The 16,585-nt window shown below is 70.8% G+C and carries 15 protein-coding genes; 11 read left to right on the forward strand and 4 right to left on the reverse strand.

Going from position 1 to position 16,585, the window contains the following annotated elements; all coding sequences use genetic code 11:
- Window positions 1–177: 177 nt before the first annotated feature.
- The 4 genes from ACIPC1_RS01410 (at window position 178) to ACIPC1_RS01425 (ending at window position 5,579) form a co-directional block, all read left to right on the forward strand.
- Entirely contained in the window at window positions 178–801 is a 624-nt protein-coding gene (locus tag ACIPC1_RS01410; RefSeq protein ID WP_384385000.1) for a GntR family transcriptional regulator, read from the forward strand.
- A gap of 322 nt (window positions 802–1,123) precedes the next feature.
- Window positions 1,124–3,835: a pyruvate dehydrogenase (acetyl-transferring), homodimeric type gene (aceE, locus tag ACIPC1_RS01415; RefSeq protein ID WP_402512293.1), complete on the forward strand. Its 2,712-nt coding sequence runs from the start codon at window positions 1,124–1,126 to the stop codon at window positions 3,833–3,835.
- A 78-nt stretch (window positions 3,836–3,913) separates the two neighbouring features.
- Window positions 3,914–4,897 carry a helix-turn-helix transcriptional regulator gene (locus ACIPC1_RS01420; RefSeq protein ID WP_402512295.1) on the forward strand — a complete coding sequence of 328 codons (984 nt, stop codon included), beginning with the start codon at window positions 3,914–3,916 and terminating at the stop codon, window positions 4,895–4,897.
- A 163-nt stretch (window positions 4,898–5,060) separates the two neighbouring features.
- Window positions 5,061–5,579 carry a DUF4240 domain-containing protein gene (locus ACIPC1_RS01425; RefSeq protein ID WP_384385024.1) on the forward strand — a complete coding sequence of 173 codons (519 nt, stop codon included), beginning with the start codon at window positions 5,061–5,063 and terminating at the stop codon, window positions 5,577–5,579.
- A gap of 3 nt (window positions 5,580–5,582) precedes the next feature.
- Here the strand turns inward: ACIPC1_RS01425 and ACIPC1_RS01430 are convergent, their stop codons facing one another.
- Window positions 5,583–5,825: a hypothetical protein gene (locus ACIPC1_RS01430; protein WP_402512297.1), complete on the reverse strand. Its 243-nt coding sequence runs from the start codon at window positions 5,823–5,825 to the stop codon at window positions 5,583–5,585.
- Window positions 5,826–6,128: 303 nt separating this feature from the next.
- Window positions 6,129–7,046 (reverse strand): TIGR01777 family oxidoreductase, encoded by a 918-nt coding sequence (locus ACIPC1_RS01435; RefSeq protein ID WP_402512298.1) that lies wholly within the window; start codon window positions 7,044–7,046, stop codon window positions 6,129–6,131.
- A 70-nt stretch (window positions 7,047–7,116) separates the two neighbouring features.
- Between ACIPC1_RS01435 and ACIPC1_RS01440 the strand changes: the two genes are divergently transcribed.
- A complete protein-coding gene (locus ACIPC1_RS01440) occupies window positions 7,117–7,605 on the forward strand; it encodes a GNAT family N-acetyltransferase (RefSeq protein WP_402512299.1) in 489 nt (162 codons plus the stop codon).
- 46 nt (window positions 7,606–7,651) lie between these two features.
- Here ACIPC1_RS01440 and ACIPC1_RS01445 read toward each other — a convergent pair whose 3' ends face one another.
- Window positions 7,652–8,836, reverse strand: coding sequence for a MarP family serine protease (locus ACIPC1_RS01445; protein ID WP_402512300.1), 1,185 nt, complete (start codon window positions 8,834–8,836; stop codon window positions 7,652–7,654).
- 337 nt (window positions 8,837–9,173) lie between these two features.
- Between ACIPC1_RS01445 and ACIPC1_RS01450 the strand changes: the two genes are divergently transcribed.
- A complete protein-coding gene (locus tag ACIPC1_RS01450; RefSeq protein ID WP_402513346.1) occupies window positions 9,174–9,863 on the forward strand; it encodes a peptidoglycan recognition protein in 690 nt (229 codons plus the stop codon).
- 286 nt (window positions 9,864–10,149) lie between these two features.
- Window positions 10,150–11,520: an NAD(P)/FAD-dependent oxidoreductase gene (locus tag ACIPC1_RS01455; RefSeq protein WP_402512302.1), complete on the forward strand. Its 1,371-nt coding sequence runs from the start codon at window positions 10,150–10,152 to the stop codon at window positions 11,518–11,520.
- Window positions 11,521–11,523: 3 nt separating this feature from the next.
- Here the strand turns inward: ACIPC1_RS01455 and ACIPC1_RS01460 are convergent, their stop codons facing one another.
- Window positions 11,524–12,969, reverse strand: coding sequence for a regulator (locus tag ACIPC1_RS01460; protein ID WP_402512303.1), 1,446 nt, complete (start codon window positions 12,967–12,969; stop codon window positions 11,524–11,526).
- A 308-nt stretch (window positions 12,970–13,277) separates the two neighbouring features.
- On the opposite strand from ACIPC1_RS01460, the gene lipB reads away from it, so the two are divergent.
- The 4 genes from lipB (at window position 13,278) to ACIPC1_RS01480 (ending at window position 16,545) form a co-directional block, all read left to right on the forward strand.
- Entirely contained in the window at window positions 13,278–14,084 is an 807-nt protein-coding gene (gene lipB / locus ACIPC1_RS01465) for a lipoyl(octanoyl) transferase LipB (RefSeq protein ID WP_402512305.1), read from the forward strand.
- 108 nt (window positions 14,085–14,192) lie between these two features.
- The gene (lipA, locus tag ACIPC1_RS01470) at window positions 14,193–15,158 is read left to right on the forward strand and encodes a lipoyl synthase (RefSeq protein WP_402512307.1); all 966 of its coding nucleotides are present in this window, start codon (window positions 14,193–14,195) and stop codon (window positions 15,156–15,158) included.
- Window positions 15,159–15,559: 401 nt separating this feature from the next.
- A complete protein-coding gene (locus ACIPC1_RS01475; protein ID WP_384384971.1) occupies window positions 15,560–15,757 on the forward strand; it encodes a hypothetical protein in 198 nt (65 codons plus the stop codon).
- Window positions 15,758–15,846: 89 nt separating this feature from the next.
- Window positions 15,847–16,545, forward strand: coding sequence for a DUF4191 domain-containing protein (locus ACIPC1_RS01480; protein WP_402512308.1), 699 nt, complete (start codon window positions 15,847–15,849; stop codon window positions 16,543–16,545).
- Window positions 16,546–16,585 lie beyond the last annotated feature (40 nt).

Below are 16,585 nucleotides of genomic sequence, written 5' to 3' on the forward strand. Positions count from 1 at the left end.
GCCTCCGCACCGCACCCGGTACGGGTCTTTACAAAGGCGCCCGCTCTGCGAGCGTGTAAGTCTCGTCTCACCTGCGTGAAAGCGCCCCCGTGCGCCTCTCCTCGGCAGGGGCGCGGCCTTATTGTCTAAACGTCAAACGCCCACAGGGGCCGGCACGCCCCCTGCAAAGGAGCCCTCATGACCGCGCCCGTCATCCACTCGCTGCGCGAACAGATCCGCGAGCACATCGTGGAGGGGATCGTCAGCGGGCGCTGGAAGCCGGGCGAGCGGATCGTGGAACGGCGGATCGCGACCGAGCTGGAGGTCAGCCAGACACCGGTGCGGGAGGCACTGCGCGAGCTGGAGTCGCTGCGGCTGATCGAGTCGGCGCCCAACAAGGGCGTACGAGTGAGGAATCTGACCGCCGCCGACCTGGAGGAGAGCTATCCGGTACGGGCCGGTCTTGAGGCCATCGCGGCGGAGCTGGCGGCCGAGCGGCTCGCCCAGGACTGCTCGGCCCTGGAGCCGCACGTCACCGCGCTCTACGAGGCCGACCGGCTGGCCGACGGCACCGGCCAGGTCCGGCACACCGTCGCCTTCCACCGGGAGCTGGTCCGGGCCGCCGGGAACTCGGTCCTCCTGCACACCTGGGAGGGCCTGGGCATCGAGGTGTTCACGGCCCTGTCCATCCGCTGGCTGGGGACCGTACAGCAGTCGTACGCGGAGGAGCACGAGGCCCTCGTGGACGCCTTCCGCCGCCGGGATCCGCTGATCGCCGACCTCGTGAAGGCGCATGTGCTGGGCTGCGCGCCGCGCGCCTGAAGCACCTGAGCACCTGAGCACCTGAGCACCTGAAGCAGGGCAGCAGGTGAAGCACCTGTTCACAGCGGAGCGCACCCGCGCTCACCTGGGAAAACCCTGCACATCCAAGGCACCCCGTGCCTGTCTCCAAGGCACCCCGTGCCGACTTTTCTCGCTGGAGAGAGGTTTTGCCTGGAACCCTTTGATCGATCATCGATCAGGGAGTTACAGTCACCCCGGGCTCCCACCAGAGCCCGCCGCCCTGTCCTGCCAAAGACATCAAGGGCATCCGAAAACCCCTTACCGACGAGGGAACCCCCCTCCGCATCCGGAAGGCGGCGCAATGACCGACCCCACCGCAATCCAGCCGAGCGAGCTCGACCAGCTCCCGGACCGCGACCCCGAGGAGACCGCCGAATGGCAGGCCTCCCTGGACGCCGTCACCAAGGCGGCCGGGCCGCACCGTGCCGCGTATCTGATGCGCCGCACGCTGGAGCGCGCCGAGGGCAACGGTCTCGCGCTGCCCAAGCTGCTTGAGACCGACTACGTCAACACCATCCCCACCGCCGCCGAGCCCATCGTGGACGGCGACCAGGCGATGGAGGACCGGATCACCGCGTGGAACCGCTGGAACGCGGCCGCGATGGTGACACGAGGCAGCAAATACGGCGTGGGCGGCCACATCGCCACCTTCGCCTCCGCGGCCTGGCTCTACGAGACGGGCTTCAACCACTTCTTCAAGGGCAAGGAATCCCAGGAGTCTCCCGGTTCCGGCGACCAGCTCTACATCCAGGGCCACGCCTCCCCCGGCATCTACGCCCGCGCCTTCCTCGACGGCAGGCTGACCGAGCACCACCTCGACCACTTCCGCCGGGAGTCCGGGGGCGAGGGTCTGCCCTCGTACCCGCACCCGCGCCGCCTTCCCTGGCTGTGGGAGTTCCCGACGGTGTCGATGGGCCTCGGCCCGCTCTCCGCGATCTACCAGGCGCGCTTCAACCGCTACCTCACCAACCGCAACATCAAGGACGTGTCCGCGTCCCACGTGTGGGCGTTCCTCGGTGACGGCGAGATGGACGAGCCCGAGTCGACGGCCGCACTCGCCCTGGCCTCGCGCGAGGGTCTGGACAACCTGACCTTCGTCATCAACTGCAACCTGCAGCGCCTTGACGGCCCGGTACGCGCCAACTTCAAGATCGTGCAGGAGCTGGAGGCCCAGTTCCGCGGTGCCGGCTGGAACGTCATCAAGACGCTGTGGGGCACCGCCTGGGACGAGCTGATCCAGCTCGACACCACCGGCGCGCTCGTACGCCGGCTGCGCGAGGTACCGGACGCCCAGGTGCAGACGTACCAGACCCGCAACGCCGCCTACATCCGCCAGGACTTCTTCGGCAAGGACCCGGCGCTCGTCGAGATGGCGAAGCTGCTGTCCGACGACAAGATCCTGGAGTGTTTCCACCTCTCGCGCGGTGGTCACGAGGCCCGCAAGGTGTACGCGGCCTACAAGGCGGCCGTCGAGCACAAGGGCGCGCCGACCGTGATCCTCGCGCAGACGGTCAAGGGCCACACGCTCGGCGAGGGCTTCGCGTCCAAGAACGCCAACCACCAGATGAAGAAGCTGACGACGGACGAGTTCAAGCAGATGCGTGACCTGCTCGAACTTCCCATCAAGGACAGTGACTTCATCGACGGGGTCGTTCCTTACGGCCACCCGGGCGCCGACTCCCCCGAGGTCCGTTACCTCCAGGAGCGCCGCGCGGCCCTCGGCGGCCCCGCCCCGACCCGCCGTACGCACGCGCTCGCACCGCTGCCCGCCCCCGCGGACAAGACGTTCACGTCCTTCGACAAGGGCTCCGGCTCGCAGAACGTGGCCACCACGATGGCGTTCGTCCGGCTGGTCAAGGACCTGGTCCGCGACAAGGAGACGGGTAAGCGCTGGGTGCCGATCGTCCCCGACGAGGCCCGCACCTTCGGCATGGAGTCGCTCTTCCCGTCCCTCGGGATCTACTCGCCCAAGGGCCAGACGTACGAGCCGGTCGACCGCGACCAGCTGATGTACTACAAGGAGGCCAAGGACGGCCAGATCCTCAACGAGGGGATCACCGAGGCCGGTTCCATGGCGGACTTCATCGCCGCGTCGACGTCGTACTCGACGCACGGCGAAGCGATGATCCCCTTCTACATCTTCTACTCGATGTTCGGCTGGCAGCGCACGGCCGACCAGATGTGGCAGCTCGGCGACCAGCTCGGCCGCGGCTTCCTGGTCGGCGCGACGGCCGGCCGTACGACGCTGACGGGCGAGGGCCTGCAACACGCCGACGGCCACTCCCCCGTCATCGCGGCGACCAACCCGGCGGCGATGTCGTACGACCCGGCGTTCGCGTACGAGGTCGCGGCGATCGTCAAGGACGGTCTGCGCCGGATGTACGGCGAGGCGGCGCCCGGCGAGGACCCGAACGTCTTCTACTACCTGACGGTCTACAACGAGCCGATCCCGCAGCCCGCCAAACCGGCCGGACTCGGTATCGACGAGGGCATCGTCAAGGGCCTGTACCGGTTCAACACGGCCGAGGCCGCGGGGCTGTCCCCGGCTGCCAACGCCGTGCGTATCCAGCTCATCGGCTCCGGTACGGCGATCCACTGGACCCTCGCGGCGCAGAAGCTGCTCGCCGAGGAGTGGGGCGTGGCCGCCGACGTGTGGTCCGCGACCTCCTGGACCGAGCTGCGGCGTGACGCCCTGGACGCCGACGCGGCGCTGCTGCGCGGCGAGGAGCGGTTGCCGTTCGTCCGCCAGGCGCTGAACGGCGCCGAGGGCCCGGTCCTCGCGGTCTCCGACTACATGCGCCAGGTCCCGGACCAGATCGCGCAGTGGGTCGAGCAGGACTACTCCTCGCTCGGTGCCGACGGCTTCGGTCTGTCCGACACCCGTGACGCCGCCCGCCGCCACTTCGGCGTCGACGCGGAGTCGATCGTCGTCGCGGCGCTGGCGCAGCTCGCGCGGCGCGGCGAGGTCAAGGCGACGGCGGTGAAGGAAGCGCGGGAGCGGTACGGACTGTAGGTTCCGGCGTTCTGAAGCGAAGGGGTACGGCGACTGCCGTGCCCCTTCGCTGTCGGTGCGGCCCGGCATCATGGACGTATGCGCGCTGCCCGCCTGATCAAGATGGTGCTGCTGCTCCAGTCGCGGCCGTCGATGACCGGCGCCGAGCTGGCGCGGGAGCTGGAGGTGTCCGAGCGGACGGTCACGCGGGACGCGCAGGCGCTGATCGAGGCGGGGGTCCCGGTGTACGCGGACCGGGGCAGGACCGGCGGATACCGGCTGGTCGGGGGCTACCGGACCCGGCTGACGGGGCTGGCGCGCGGCGAGGCGGAGGCGCTGTTCCTGAGCGGGGTGCCGGGGGCGCTGCGCGAGATGGGCCTGGAGGACGCGGCCTCGGCGGCCCGGCTGAAGGTGTCCGCGGCGCTGCTTCCCTCTGTGCGGGACGCCGCACGGACGGCCGCGCAGCGGTTCCATCTGGACGCGCCCGCCTGGTTCAGCGAGCCCAGGGCTCCCGAGCTGCTGCCCGCGGTCGCGGACGCGGTGTGGGACGACCGGCGGATCACCGCGCGCTACCGGCGCGGGGCGGCAGAGGTGGAGCGGGCGCTTGAGCCGTACGGGCTCGTGTTGAAGGCGGGCGTCTGGTATCTGTGCGCGCGGGTGCCGGAGGCGGGGACCTTCCGGGTGTACCGGATCGACCGGTTCACGGCGGTGGACGGCGGTGGGGACCGCTTCGGCCGGGACGAGGGGTTCGACCTGCCGGGATTCTGGGAGGAGCGGGCCGAGGAGTTCGCCCGGTCCATCCTGCGGGCGGAGGTGGTCGTACGGGTGTCGCCGACGGGTGTGCGGAGACTTCCGTACGTCGTCGATCCCGCGTCCGTGCGGGAGGCACTGTCCGCCGGCGGCCCGCCTGATGACACCGGCTGGGTGACTCTCACTCTCGCCGTCGAGTCCGAGGAGGTCGCCCACACCCAGTTCCTGGGGCTCGGGCCGGAGGTGGAGATACTCTCCCCGGCGCCCCTGCGTGCCCGCTTCGCGGGGGACACCGCCCGGCTGGCGGCGCTGTACGACCGGCCACACCCCTGAATATCGTTCCTGCCCTCGAATGGACATCGGTCGTGCCCTCGAAAATCGAGCGTGCCCTGGAATCCGTACGAACCCGGTGGTTTTACCTTGGGCATGTGCACGCATAACAATCTGCGGCACTCCGCGTGCGTCCCTTCCTTCCAGGGCCGATGCTTGACCCGTGATGGACGAGACGGAGTTCTGGGAGCTGGTGGACGCGACCCGTGCGGGCGCCGAGGGCGACCCCGACGAGCAGGCCGACCTGCTCGTCGAACGGCTCATCCAGTTGGACCCGGACTCGGTCCTCGACTTCGCCCGACACTTCGAGTACCGCTACAACCGCGCCTACCGCTGGGAACTGTGGGGCGCCGCCTGGGTGCTGCTCGACGGCGCCAGCGACGACGCCTTCGACTTCTTCCGGTGCTGGCTGATCGGCCAGGGCCGGGACGTCTTCGAGGGCGCGGTGCACGACCCGGACTCGCTCGCCGACCTCGTGGACGACTTCGACGACGAGATCGACGGCGACGGCGAGGAGCTGGGCTACGCGGCGGACGAGGCATACGAACAGCTCACCGGCGTCGTCGCGCCGGACCTCGGTATTCCGCCCGCGCCGCCCGAGCCGGAGGGCACACCGGTCGACTTCGAGAACGAGTCGGCCCTCTCGGAGCGCTATCCCAAGCTGTGGGAGCGGTTCAAGGGCTGAGCCTCAGGTCGCCAGGGCCTCTCGGCGGCCCGGGTCGGACGGGATGTACGCCTGCGTCTGCTCGACCTTCACCGCGTGGTACATCGGTGCGGCGTTGGCCTGGTCGAGAGCGGACGCCGTGATCGCGGCCGGCCCCAGAACAACGGTCACCACCGCGCAGAGCACCGTCCACGGGCCGCGCACGGCGCGGGCCCAGTCGACCCCCTTCCCCGGGGTCTCCCGTTCCCTGCGACTGCCACTGCTCATGATCCCCACCTCCAGTCAGTGCCTACGGCAACGGTAGGAGGACCGGCTCTGGGAAGTCTGTGAACCACCTGCGGGACGACTGTGGCTCTGAACTCCGCCTCCGACTGCGGCTGTTCGCTGTCAGCCCGTCCGGCGGGTGAGGACGAGGCGCTGCCATCCTCATCCCCCGCCCGCCCACGGAGGCCACGCTTTCAGCCCGTCCGGCGCTCGAGGACGAGGCCGTTCAGGCCGACAGCGGGGGTCTGGGGGCGGCAGCCCCCAGGAACAAGGGACGGGCCAGGGGCGGAGGGGCGAACAAACTCCTCAGCGCAGCGCCTCCCCCAGCGCCCCGTCGATCGTCGGAAACGCGAAGCTGAAGCCCGATTCGAGCAGGCGGGTGGGGAGCACGCGCTGGCTCCCGAGGATCTCGTTGGACATCTCGCCCAGGGCGAGGCGGAGGACAGGCCCCGGGACCGCGAAGAAGGTGGGCCGGTGCAGCACGCGCCCCATCGCCTCGGTGATCTGACGGTTGGTGAGAGGTTCCGGGGCCGTCAGGTTGAACGGACCCGACAGCGACTCGGTGTCGATCAGGTGCCGGATCGCGGCCACCTCGTCGTGCAGCGAGACAAAGCTCCAGTACTGCCCACCGGCCCCCAACCGCCCACCGAGCCCCGCCTTGAAGAGCGGCAGAAGCTTCCCCCAGGCCCCGCCCTTACTGGCCACCACCAGCCCCGTACGGGCGAACACCGTACGAACGCCCGCCTCCTGCGCGGCAGCCGCCGCCCCTTCCCACTCCACGCAGACGGAGGAGAGGAACCCGTCCCCGGACGGCGCAGACTCGTCCACCGCCCGATCACCGGTGTCCCCGTAGAACCCGATCGCACTGCCGTTGACGAAGACCCGCGGCGGCGAGTCGAGCGAGGCGACCGCGTCGGCCAGCATCGTCGTGCCGAGCACCCGGCTGCGCCGGATCTTCTCCTTGTACGCCGCCGTCCAGTACCGCGAAGCGACCCCGGCCCCCGCCAGATTGACCACCGCCGCGCACCCTTCCAGCCGCGCGGTGTCGATCCGGTGGTTCTCGGGGTCCCACTGGACCTCGTCCTTCCCGCCGGGCGGGCGGCGGACAAGGCGGATCACCTCGTGTCCGTCCGAGGTGAGGGAGCGCGTCAGCGCCGAACCGATCAGACCGGACGCACCGGCGATCGCGACACGGGAACCAGGGGCAAGGGGCGATTCGCTCATGCAGCCATCCTGCCTCGCCGGCCGGAAAATCACCGTAAGGGGCCCGTAGGGCCGCCGTACAGTGATCCTCATGCCGGTTCCGCACATACGTTTCGCCACCTACGACGACGAGGACACGCTCGGCCGACTCGACCGCGCCGCCTGGTCCACGCTGCACGCCGTGACGCCGCGCCCTCGTCCGCCGTACGAACCCTTCTACAGCGAGCGGTTCGGCCCGCGGGATCATCTCGTCGCCGAGCTCGACGGCGCCGTCGTCGGCTACATCAAGCTGGGGTTCCCCACTCCCCTCCCGTGCAACTCCCATGTCCGCCAGATCCAGGGACTCGTGGTCGCGGACGAGGCGCGCGGCAGCGGGGTCGGGCGGGCGCTCCTTGCCGCGGTGCGGGAGGAGGCCCGGCGGCAGGGGGCCCGGCGCCTCACGCTGCGCGTCCTCGGGCACAACGCGCCGGCGCGGAAGCTCTACGAGTCCGAGGGGTTCGTGGTGGAGGGGATCCTTCCGGAGGAGTTCCTGCTGGACGGGGGGTACGTCGACGACGTACTCATGGGGCGCTCTCTCTGACCCACGGCCGGGCGGGCGCAGTGGCCTCGGATGCCCTCAGGGGGCGTCAGGAGGAGATCAGGTCTCCCGTGTCCACCGGCGCCGTGGCGTTCGCCGCCTGTCGGGCGTCGGTGGCGACCTCGTCCGCCGTCAGGACGTAACCCGTCTCCGCGTCGGACGTGGAGCGGGCGAAGACGACGCCGTACACCTTGCCGTCGGTGGTGAGGAGGGGGCCGCCGGAGTTGCCGGGGCGGACGGTGGAGCGGATCGAGTAGATCTCGCGGGTGACGGTGTCCGTGTTGTAGATGTTCTGGCCGGTCGCGTCGATCCGGCTCGCGACCGTGGCCGCCTGGAGGTCGAGGCCGCCGTCCTGCGGGTAGCCGGCCACGACCGCCGAGTCGCCGCGCTCGGCGGTGTCGTCGAAGGACAGTACGGGCGCCTTGAGGCCCGGGACGTACAGGACCGCGACGTCCTTCTGCGGGTCGAAGAGCACCACCGTCGCTTCGTAGACGCGGCTCACACCGCCCACCCGTACGGTCGGCTCGTCGATGCCCGCCACCACATGGGCGTTGGTCATCACGTGCTCGGACGTGTATACGAAGCCGCTGCCCTCACGGCCCTGGTTGCCGGAGACGCCCTCGATCTTCACCGTGCTCCGCTTGGCCGCGTTCGTCGCGGTCGCCGTGACGCTGTCCCCGGAGGGCTTCGCGACGCCCGCCGCCGGCTCGTTCTCGAAGGGGTTGAAGACCTGCGGGAAGCCCGCCTCGGTGAGCGCCGAGGTCGCGCGCGAGAACCAGGTCGGGGTGGTCTCCGGCATCGTGTTCTGTACGGCGCCCAGCAGCGCGGAGTTGCGGATCGACTGCGTGACGACGGCGGACGAGGAGGCGCCCAGGACGCTGGCCGCCACCCACGCCACCAGCAGTACGGCCACCGTGTTCGCCGCGGCCCCGCCGATTCCGTCGGCCACCCGCAGCGGCCCGCTGTCCAGTTCGCGGCGCAGCTTCAGCGCCAGCCGCCCCATCAGCTCGTGGCCCACCACGGCGGGTACCAGGACCGTCAGTACGGCCGTCACCGTCGCACCGGGAGTCCCCGGTGTCACCAGGTCCATCATCCAGGGCAGCACCCATACGCCGATGACGGCGCCGCCCACGAAACCGGCCAGCGAGACACAGCCGGCGAGCAGGCCACGACGGTAGCCGGACGCCGCGTAGGCCAGGATCACCAGCAACAGCAGGAGGTCGAGCACGTCCACGGCGCCGCCTTTCTCTCGGGCCCCCTAATACGCGGGACGCGGGCCCAGTGATCAAGCACGCGCGCGTGCCTGGACCCCTAAAAACGTCCCGGCCCGGCCCAATGGTTCCACTTGGGATCCACCGGGTGGCACAACACACATCGCGGGGTGCGTGGATCCGGGTCAGGGTGAGTGCATGCGTGTCTTCCGGAAGACGCGGGGGGCACGAATACGGGGCGGGGGGCGGGCGTGGCGTGCGGTGCGCCGCCCGCTTCCCGCACGGGGGGTACGGCTACCGCGGACGGCTGTTGTCCTGCTCGTCTGCGTGCCCGGGCTGATCGCCGTCCTGTTGCTGGTGATGTGCGCCGTCTGGGTGAGCCGTACGGGAGACGGTGCCGCGCGGTCGCCGGTGGCCGCCCGGCCCGCCGTGGCTCATCCCGCGGCCAGGCCGCCCATCGTGCCGCGGTCACGGTGGCTGGACGCCGAGAGCACGCACGAGCAGCCGCCGGCCCGCTATGACGACCGGGTCGTCGCCGTCTTCGTCCACCACACCGACTCGCCGAACGGGTACGCCTGCGCGGACGCACCCCGCATCATCCGCTATCTGTACGCCGGCCAGACCGGCGCCCGGCAGTGGGACGACATCGGCTACAACTTCCTGGTCGATCGCTGCGGGACGATCTACGAGGGCCGTGCGGGGGGCGTCGACCGGCCTGTCACCGGGGCGCACGCGCAGGGCTTCAACCATCGCACCACCGGGGTCGCGGCCATCGGTACGTTCACGGCGGGGACGCCGGTGCCGCGGGCGATGACGGATGCGATCGCCGCACTTGCCGCGTGGAAGCTGGGGCTGTCCGATGTCGATCCGCGGGCCACGGTGCGGCTCGTGTCCAGCAATGACCTCGCGCGGTACGCGGCCGGGACTTCGGCCGTGCTGCCCACGCTTGCCGGGCACAACGACGGTTTCATGACCAGCTGCCCGGGGGCCGCGCTGACTGCCCGGCTTCCGGCGATACGGGAGCGGGCGGCTCGCCTTCAGGGGCGGTGACCCGGGGGCGGGGGGCTGTGGGGTGGTTTTTCGCCCCCGCCGCCCCTACCCGTCCCTTGTTCGCGGGACTCCGCCCCCAGACCCCCGTATCGCGCTGAACACGCTCGTCCTCACACGCCGGACGGGCTGAGGATGCCACCCCCATGCCACCGTGCACGGCCCCCGTACGACTTCCCTCCGTCGGCCGCGGCCCTAGCCTCGATCCGAACTCGGGTATTCCATAAGCCCGTTGGGGGCATGACGTCCCCACCCGGCAAGGCCGCCGCGCAACCTCGAGGAGGAGCACGTGCCAGAGCCCGCTCGCCCGGCGCAAGACGTGGACGTCGTCATCGTGGGGGCCGGGGTCGCCGGCCTCGCAGCCGCCCAGCATCTGACCAGGGCGGGCCTGAGGGCCATCGTCCTGGAGGCCGCCCAGAACGTGGGGGGCCGCATGTCCACGGAGAAAGTCGACGGCTTCCGGCTCGACCGTGCGGGCCGGCTCCTCTCCACGGCGTACCCGGAACTACGCCGCACCCCGGGCCTGAACACCCTGACCCTGCGCCCGTTCTCCCCGGGCGTCCTGCTCCACAGCGACGGCCGGCACCATCGCGCGAGCCCTCCCGTCACGCCTCGGAGCGCGAGGGGCGCACTCACCGCCGCACGCGCCCTCGCGAGCGCCCCCCGCCTCCCCCGACCGCGCCCCCAGGGCTGCGCCCACCGGCCCGGGCCACTCGGCGGCCCCCTCGACCAGACCCGCCTCGCCACCGCGCTCACCCGCCTCGCCGCCACCCCGCCGGCCCGCCTCCTCGCCCGCCCGGATCTCCCCGCCCTACAGGCGCTGGCCGCCCGGGGCTTCCCGCCCCGCACGGTCGACGGCTTCCTGCGTCCGCTGCTCGCCGCGCTGCTCTGCGACCCGGACCTGCGGGCCTCCAGCCGCTGCGCCGACCTGGCGCTGTACTCCTTCGCGACCGGCCGCCTGTGCCTGCCGGAGGGCGGCGCGGACACGCTCCCTGAACTCCTCGCGGCCTCCCTCCCGCCGGGCACGGTCCACACGGGGGTTCAGGTGGGCACGGTCTCCACCACCAGCGTGACGACCCGGGACCACGGTGAACTCACCTGCCGGGCCGTCCTGTTGGCGACCGGAGCGCGCGCCGCCGCCGAGCTGCTGCCCGGGCTGCACGTGCCGGACTTCCATCCGGTGACGGTGGTACACCACACCACGGACGAGCCCCCGCTCACGGACCCTGCCCTGCTGCTGGACGCGGACAGGAGCGGCCCGGTGGCGCACACGGCGGTCATCAGCGAGGTGGACGCGACCCGCGCCCCGGCCGGACGGGCCCTCATCTCCTCGACCGTCCTCGGCACTCCACCGGCCGCCGCCCACCTGGACGCGGCGGTCCGCGCCCAACTGGCCCGCCTCTACGGGACATCGACCGCGCGCTGGGAGCTCCTCACGGTCCACCACGACCCCGAGGCGGTCCCCGCGATGCCCCCGCCGCACGACCTGCACCGCCCGGTACGGCTCCTCGCGGGGCTGTACGTCTGCGGGGACCACCGCGACACCAGCACGGTGCAGGGCGCCCTCCACTCGGCCCGCCGGGCGGCCCACGCCGTACTCATGGACCTGGGCGCCCGGCCGGCCGTACAGGAGGAGCCCGTGGAGGCGGAGGCGGCCTGAGCCTCAGCCCAGCGCCGCCACCCGGTCCCGGTACCCGCGTACCGGGGCCGCGTCCCGGTACGGTTCGAGCCGCCGCTCGAAGTCCCGTACGTACTCGATGGCCCGGACCGACCGCATCTCCAGAGCCTGCCCGGCGGCCTCGGCCCCCAACTGGCAGGCCTGGTCGAGCTCTCCGAGCCCGAGCCGCGCCGAGGCGAGCACCACCCGGCAGAACAGCCTGCTGCGCGCGAAGCCGGGCGCCCGCAACTGGAGCGAGCGCTCGGCGTGCTGCGCGGCGGCCCGGTACTGCTGAAGGTCCCGGTGGCAGTGGCCGAACTCGTCGGCGAGCTGGGCCTCGTCGAAGAACCGTGCCCAGTAGGGGACTTCATCGCCGGCGCGAGCCGTCTCAAGGGCCCGCTCGGCGCGTACCAGGGCTGCCGTGCAGGGCCGCACCTCCCCCAGCACGCCGTGCCCGCGCGCCTCGACGGAGTGCAGCATCGCCTGCACCACGGGCGGCGCCGCCGACCCGACGCCCTGCTGGGCCACCCGCGCCAGCTGTACGGCCTCCCGTCCGTGCCCCAGATAGACCGCCTGCCTGCTCATGGTCACCAGCACGTAAGAGCCGTACGCACGGTCACCGGCCGCCTGCGAGAGGCGCAGCGCCTGGACGAAGTAGCGCTGGGCGAGTCCGTGCGCGGCGATGTCGTACGAGGTCCAGCCGGCGAGCCGGGTGAGGTCGGCGGTGGCGGCGAACAGGCGGCGCCCGGTCTGCTCGCCGTACGCGCCGCGCAGCATCGGCTCGGCCTCGTGTTCCAGGTAGCGGACCAGGGCCTGGCGTGCGTGGCCGCCGCCGTAGGCGTGGTCGAGGGTGCGGAAGAGTTCGCCCACCGAGCGCAGTGCGGCGATGTCTCCGCCGGTGACCTTCTGGCCGGGGCCGCGCTCGGTCTGGCCGCGCTGCCGGGGCACGGCCGGGCGGCCCTGCGCGGGCACCCGTCCGGGGCCGGGGCCGGGGTCGCCGCGGCTCACCCGGTCGTCGGCCTTCCCGATGAGCCAGTCCCGGCTGGGGACGACGAGTCCCGCCGGGGTGAAGGCGATCTTGCGCAGCTCCGCGTGGCTGCCTGAGTCCTTGCGCCACAGGCCGCTGACGATGTCGACGGCCTCTTCGGGGGACCCTGCGAACTCCAGCCCCGCGTAGACGGGGGCACAGGCGTCGAGCCCGAGATCCTGCGCGCCGAGCCTGCGGCCGAGGCGGCGGGTGAACACCTCGGCGATGAGTGCGGGCGTGGTCCCTCTCGGCTGCTGTCCGCGCAGCCATCGGGTGACCGATGTCTTGTCGTATCTCAGGTCCAGGCCGTGTTCCAGGCCGAGCTGGTCCACGCGACGGGCCAGACCTGCGTTGGAGAACCCCGCTTCTGCGATGAGCGCGGCGAGCTGTCGGTTGGGGGTGCGCTGCGCGGGTCGTTCCGTCATCTGCGGTGCGGTCTCCTGCCTTTCGGGCCTCTGAGCGACCGTTTGGTCGCTCAGGTGGCCCGGATTGCCTGTGAGCAGCCCTTTTGGCCTCTTGAACGGCGCGAATGTAGCGGAGCGTAAGCACGCGGTCGCACCATTCGACCTGCATTCATCCGATCGTGTGAGGATTGACTGCTGGGCTGACGGGCATCGGCCGGACGTACAGTGGCGTGGGCGCGTTACGTGCCTGACACAGGTACCTCGCGTGCTCCGCGTGCGTACCTCGCGTACTTCGTGTGCCCGACGAAGCCTTGAGGGAGGCGCTTGCCGTGAGTGAGTTGCGGTTCGTCCGTATGGGATTCGGTGCGGAGGCGGTCGAGTACCAGGAGGCCTGGGACGAGCAGCGCCGCGTGCATGGCGCCCGTTTCCTGGACGAGGTCCCCGACACCTGCCTGCTCCTGGAGCACCCGCCCGTCTACACGGCCGGCCGGCGCACGGCGGACAACGAGCGGCCGCTCGACGGCACCCCGGTCATCGACGTGGACCGCGGCGGCAAGATCACCTGGCACGGTCCTGGCCAGCTGGTGGGCTACCCGATCCAGAAACTCCCCCGCCCGGTGGACGTCGTAGCACATGTACGACGTCTGGAAGAGGCTCTTATCCGTACGTGTGCGGAATTCGGCCTGGAGACCAGCCGCGTCGAGGGCCGCAGTGGCGTCTGGGTGCTCGGCGACGCCAAGGACCTTGCCGAGCAGCGTCCGTCCCTCGGCGGGCTCTCCCTCGACTTCGACCCGCGGCTGACGGACGAGGAGTTCGACCCCCGCCTCGACGGTCCGGAGTACGCCCCCTCCAACGCCGGCCAGCGCCGCGAGGACCGCAAGATCGCGGCGATCGGCATCCGCGTCGCCAAGGGCGTCACGATGCACGGCTTCGCGCTGAACGTGAACCCGGACAACGTCTGGTTCGACCGGATCATCCCGTGCGGGATCCGCGATGCGGGTGTCGCCTCGCTCGCGGCCGAGCTGGGCCGCGACGTGACCATCGGCGAGGTTCTCCCGGTGGCCGAGCGGCATCTGAAGGACGTACTGGAGAACGCTGAGCCGCTGCCCCGGGAGATCGAGCGGGCGTCGGCGTAGGACCGGCGGGAATGGGTCCCTGTTCCGCAGGGTTGCCCGTCTCGTAGAGCGAAAACGAACGGGCGTACCCTGGTGGACGCCGAAGAATCGAAGCTACAGGGAGCCGATGTGTCCGCAGTCGCACCCGACGGACGCAAGATGCTGCGCCTGGAGGTCCGGAACGCCCAGACCCCCATCGAGCGCAAGCCCGAGTGGATCAAGACCCGGGCGAAAATGGGTCCCGAATACACGAAGATGCAAGCTCTCGTGAAGAGCGAGGGGCTGCACACGGTCTGCCAGGAGGCGGGCTGCCCCAACATCTACGAGTGCTGGGAAGACCGCGAGGCCACCTTCCTCATCGGCGGAGACCAGTGCACCCGCCGCTGCGACTTCTGCCAGATCGACACCGGCAAGCCCGAGGCACTGGACCGCGACGAGCCCCGCCGCGTGGGCGAGTCGGTCGTCACGATGGACCTGAACTACGCCACGATCACCGGCGTCGCCCGCGACGACCTGGAGGACGGCGGGGCCTGGCTGTACGCCGAGACGGTCCGCCAGATCCACGCCCAGACGTCGGGCCGCGAGACCGGCCGTACCAAGGTCGAACTGCTCGCCCCCGACTTCAACGCCGAGCCCGCCCAGCTCGCCGAGGTCTTCTCCTCGCGCCCCGAGGTCTTCGCGCACAACGTCGAGACGGTCCCGCGGATCTTCAAGCGCATCCGCCCCGGCTTCCGCTACGAGCGCTCGCTGAAGGTCATCACCGAGGCCCGCGACTACGGTCTGGTCACCAAGTCGAACCTGATCCTGGGCATGGGCGAGACCCGCGAAGAGGTCAGCGAGGCGCTTCGGCAGCTGCACGAGGCGGGCTGCGAGCTGGTCACGATCACGCAGTACCTGCGCCCCTCCGTGCGCCACCACCCCGTCGAGCGCTGGGTCAAGCCGCACGAGTTCGTGGAGCTGAAGGAGGAGGCCGAGCAGATCGGCTTCTCCGGTGTCATGTCGGGTCCGCTGGTCCGCTCCTCCTACCGGGCCGGCCGGCTGTACCAGATGGCCGTCGAGAAGCGCGGGGCGTACGTCGCCTCGCAGGCGGTCTGAGCCGACGTAACCGACGTAACCGACGCAGCGACGTACCGACGTACGAGGAAAGACGACGACGGCCTCCGGACCCCCGTACGGCCTCGGACCCCCGTACGGCCTAGGCGGCCGGACACGTCGTAGATGACGATCCGACGAGAGCGGTGGCACTGAGTGCCACCGCTCTCATGTGAATCGGCACACAAGCAACTCCCGCTCCGCAATGGCGCGTTCGATGCGGTCGAGGCCTTCCCCGCAGATGGGGGCGCCGTCAGGGACGCGTCAGCGATCGTGGCCGGTGCATCAAGGTTTCATTGGTGTTTGACCGCTCGGTCACGCCCTGGTAACACCAATCAGTGACCCTGGTTGCAGACCCCGTACCGCACCCGCCAGAGCCGCCATCCCGAGGGGGGAACACCATCATGCAGGCCGCGCCCGTTCGCGCCACCGCCATTCCGTCGTTCACCGATGCACTCCGTGCCGTCGAGTCGATCCTCATGAGCGGCGGCCAGCGCACCGCCCGCCGCAACGCCTGGACCTCCGTCCTGGAGGACCGCCGCCGCGCCAAGGACAGGGTCGAGGCACAGCGCGTGCTGGAAGCCGTCGCGACGCGTTCGTAGCCTCCGCGCCACGCTCCCCCGGCACCTCGCCCGACCGTCCCCCGGTACTGCCGTCGTCGGCGCTTCCCGGGCCACGTAGACTTCCGGGCATGGCGAGGAAGGAAACCGCAGCGGACACCGCTGCCGAACCCGGGCGACTCAAGCAGATCGCTCTGACTTACAAGATGACCCGCAAGGCCGACTCCAAGATCGGTCTTGTACTCGCGGCTGTCGGAATCGTCACCCTCGGTGTCTTCCTCGCGATCGGCTTCTTGATCGGCCACCCGATCTATGTCGGCATCTTCGGCCTCCTGCTCGCCTTCCTCGCGTCGGCGATCGTCTTCGGACGCAGGGCCGAGCGGGCCGCCTTCGGGCAGATGGAGGGTCAGCCGGGCGCAGCCGCGGCCGTGCTGGACAACATCGGCCGAGGCTGGACCACGACTCCGGCGGTGGCGATGAACCGCAGCCAGGACGTGGTGCACCGCGCGGTCGGCAAGGCCGGCATCGTGCTGGTCGCCGAGGGCAACCCGAACCGGGTGAAGAGCCTGCTGGCCGCCGAGAAGAAGAAGATGGCGCGGATCGTCTCGGACGTCCCGGTGCACGACATTCTCGTGGGCACCGGCGAGGGTCAGGTGGAGCTCAAGAAGCTCCGTACGACGATGCTGAAGCTGCCGCGTGTGCTGGCGGGCCCGCAGGTCACCGCGACCAACGACCGGCTGCGTGCGATGGGCGACATCATGTCGAACCTTCCGCTGCCGAAGGGTCCGATGCCGAAGGGGATGCGGATGCCGCGAGGCAAGATGCGCTGAACCCCTCCTACTTGTTGCGATGCTCCCCGTCACTTTCGTG

The sequence above is a fragment of the Streptomyces sp. NPDC087263 genome, from assembly GCF_044744645.1.
Taxonomy (GTDB): domain Bacteria; phylum Actinomycetota; class Actinomycetes; order Streptomycetales; family Streptomycetaceae; genus Streptomyces.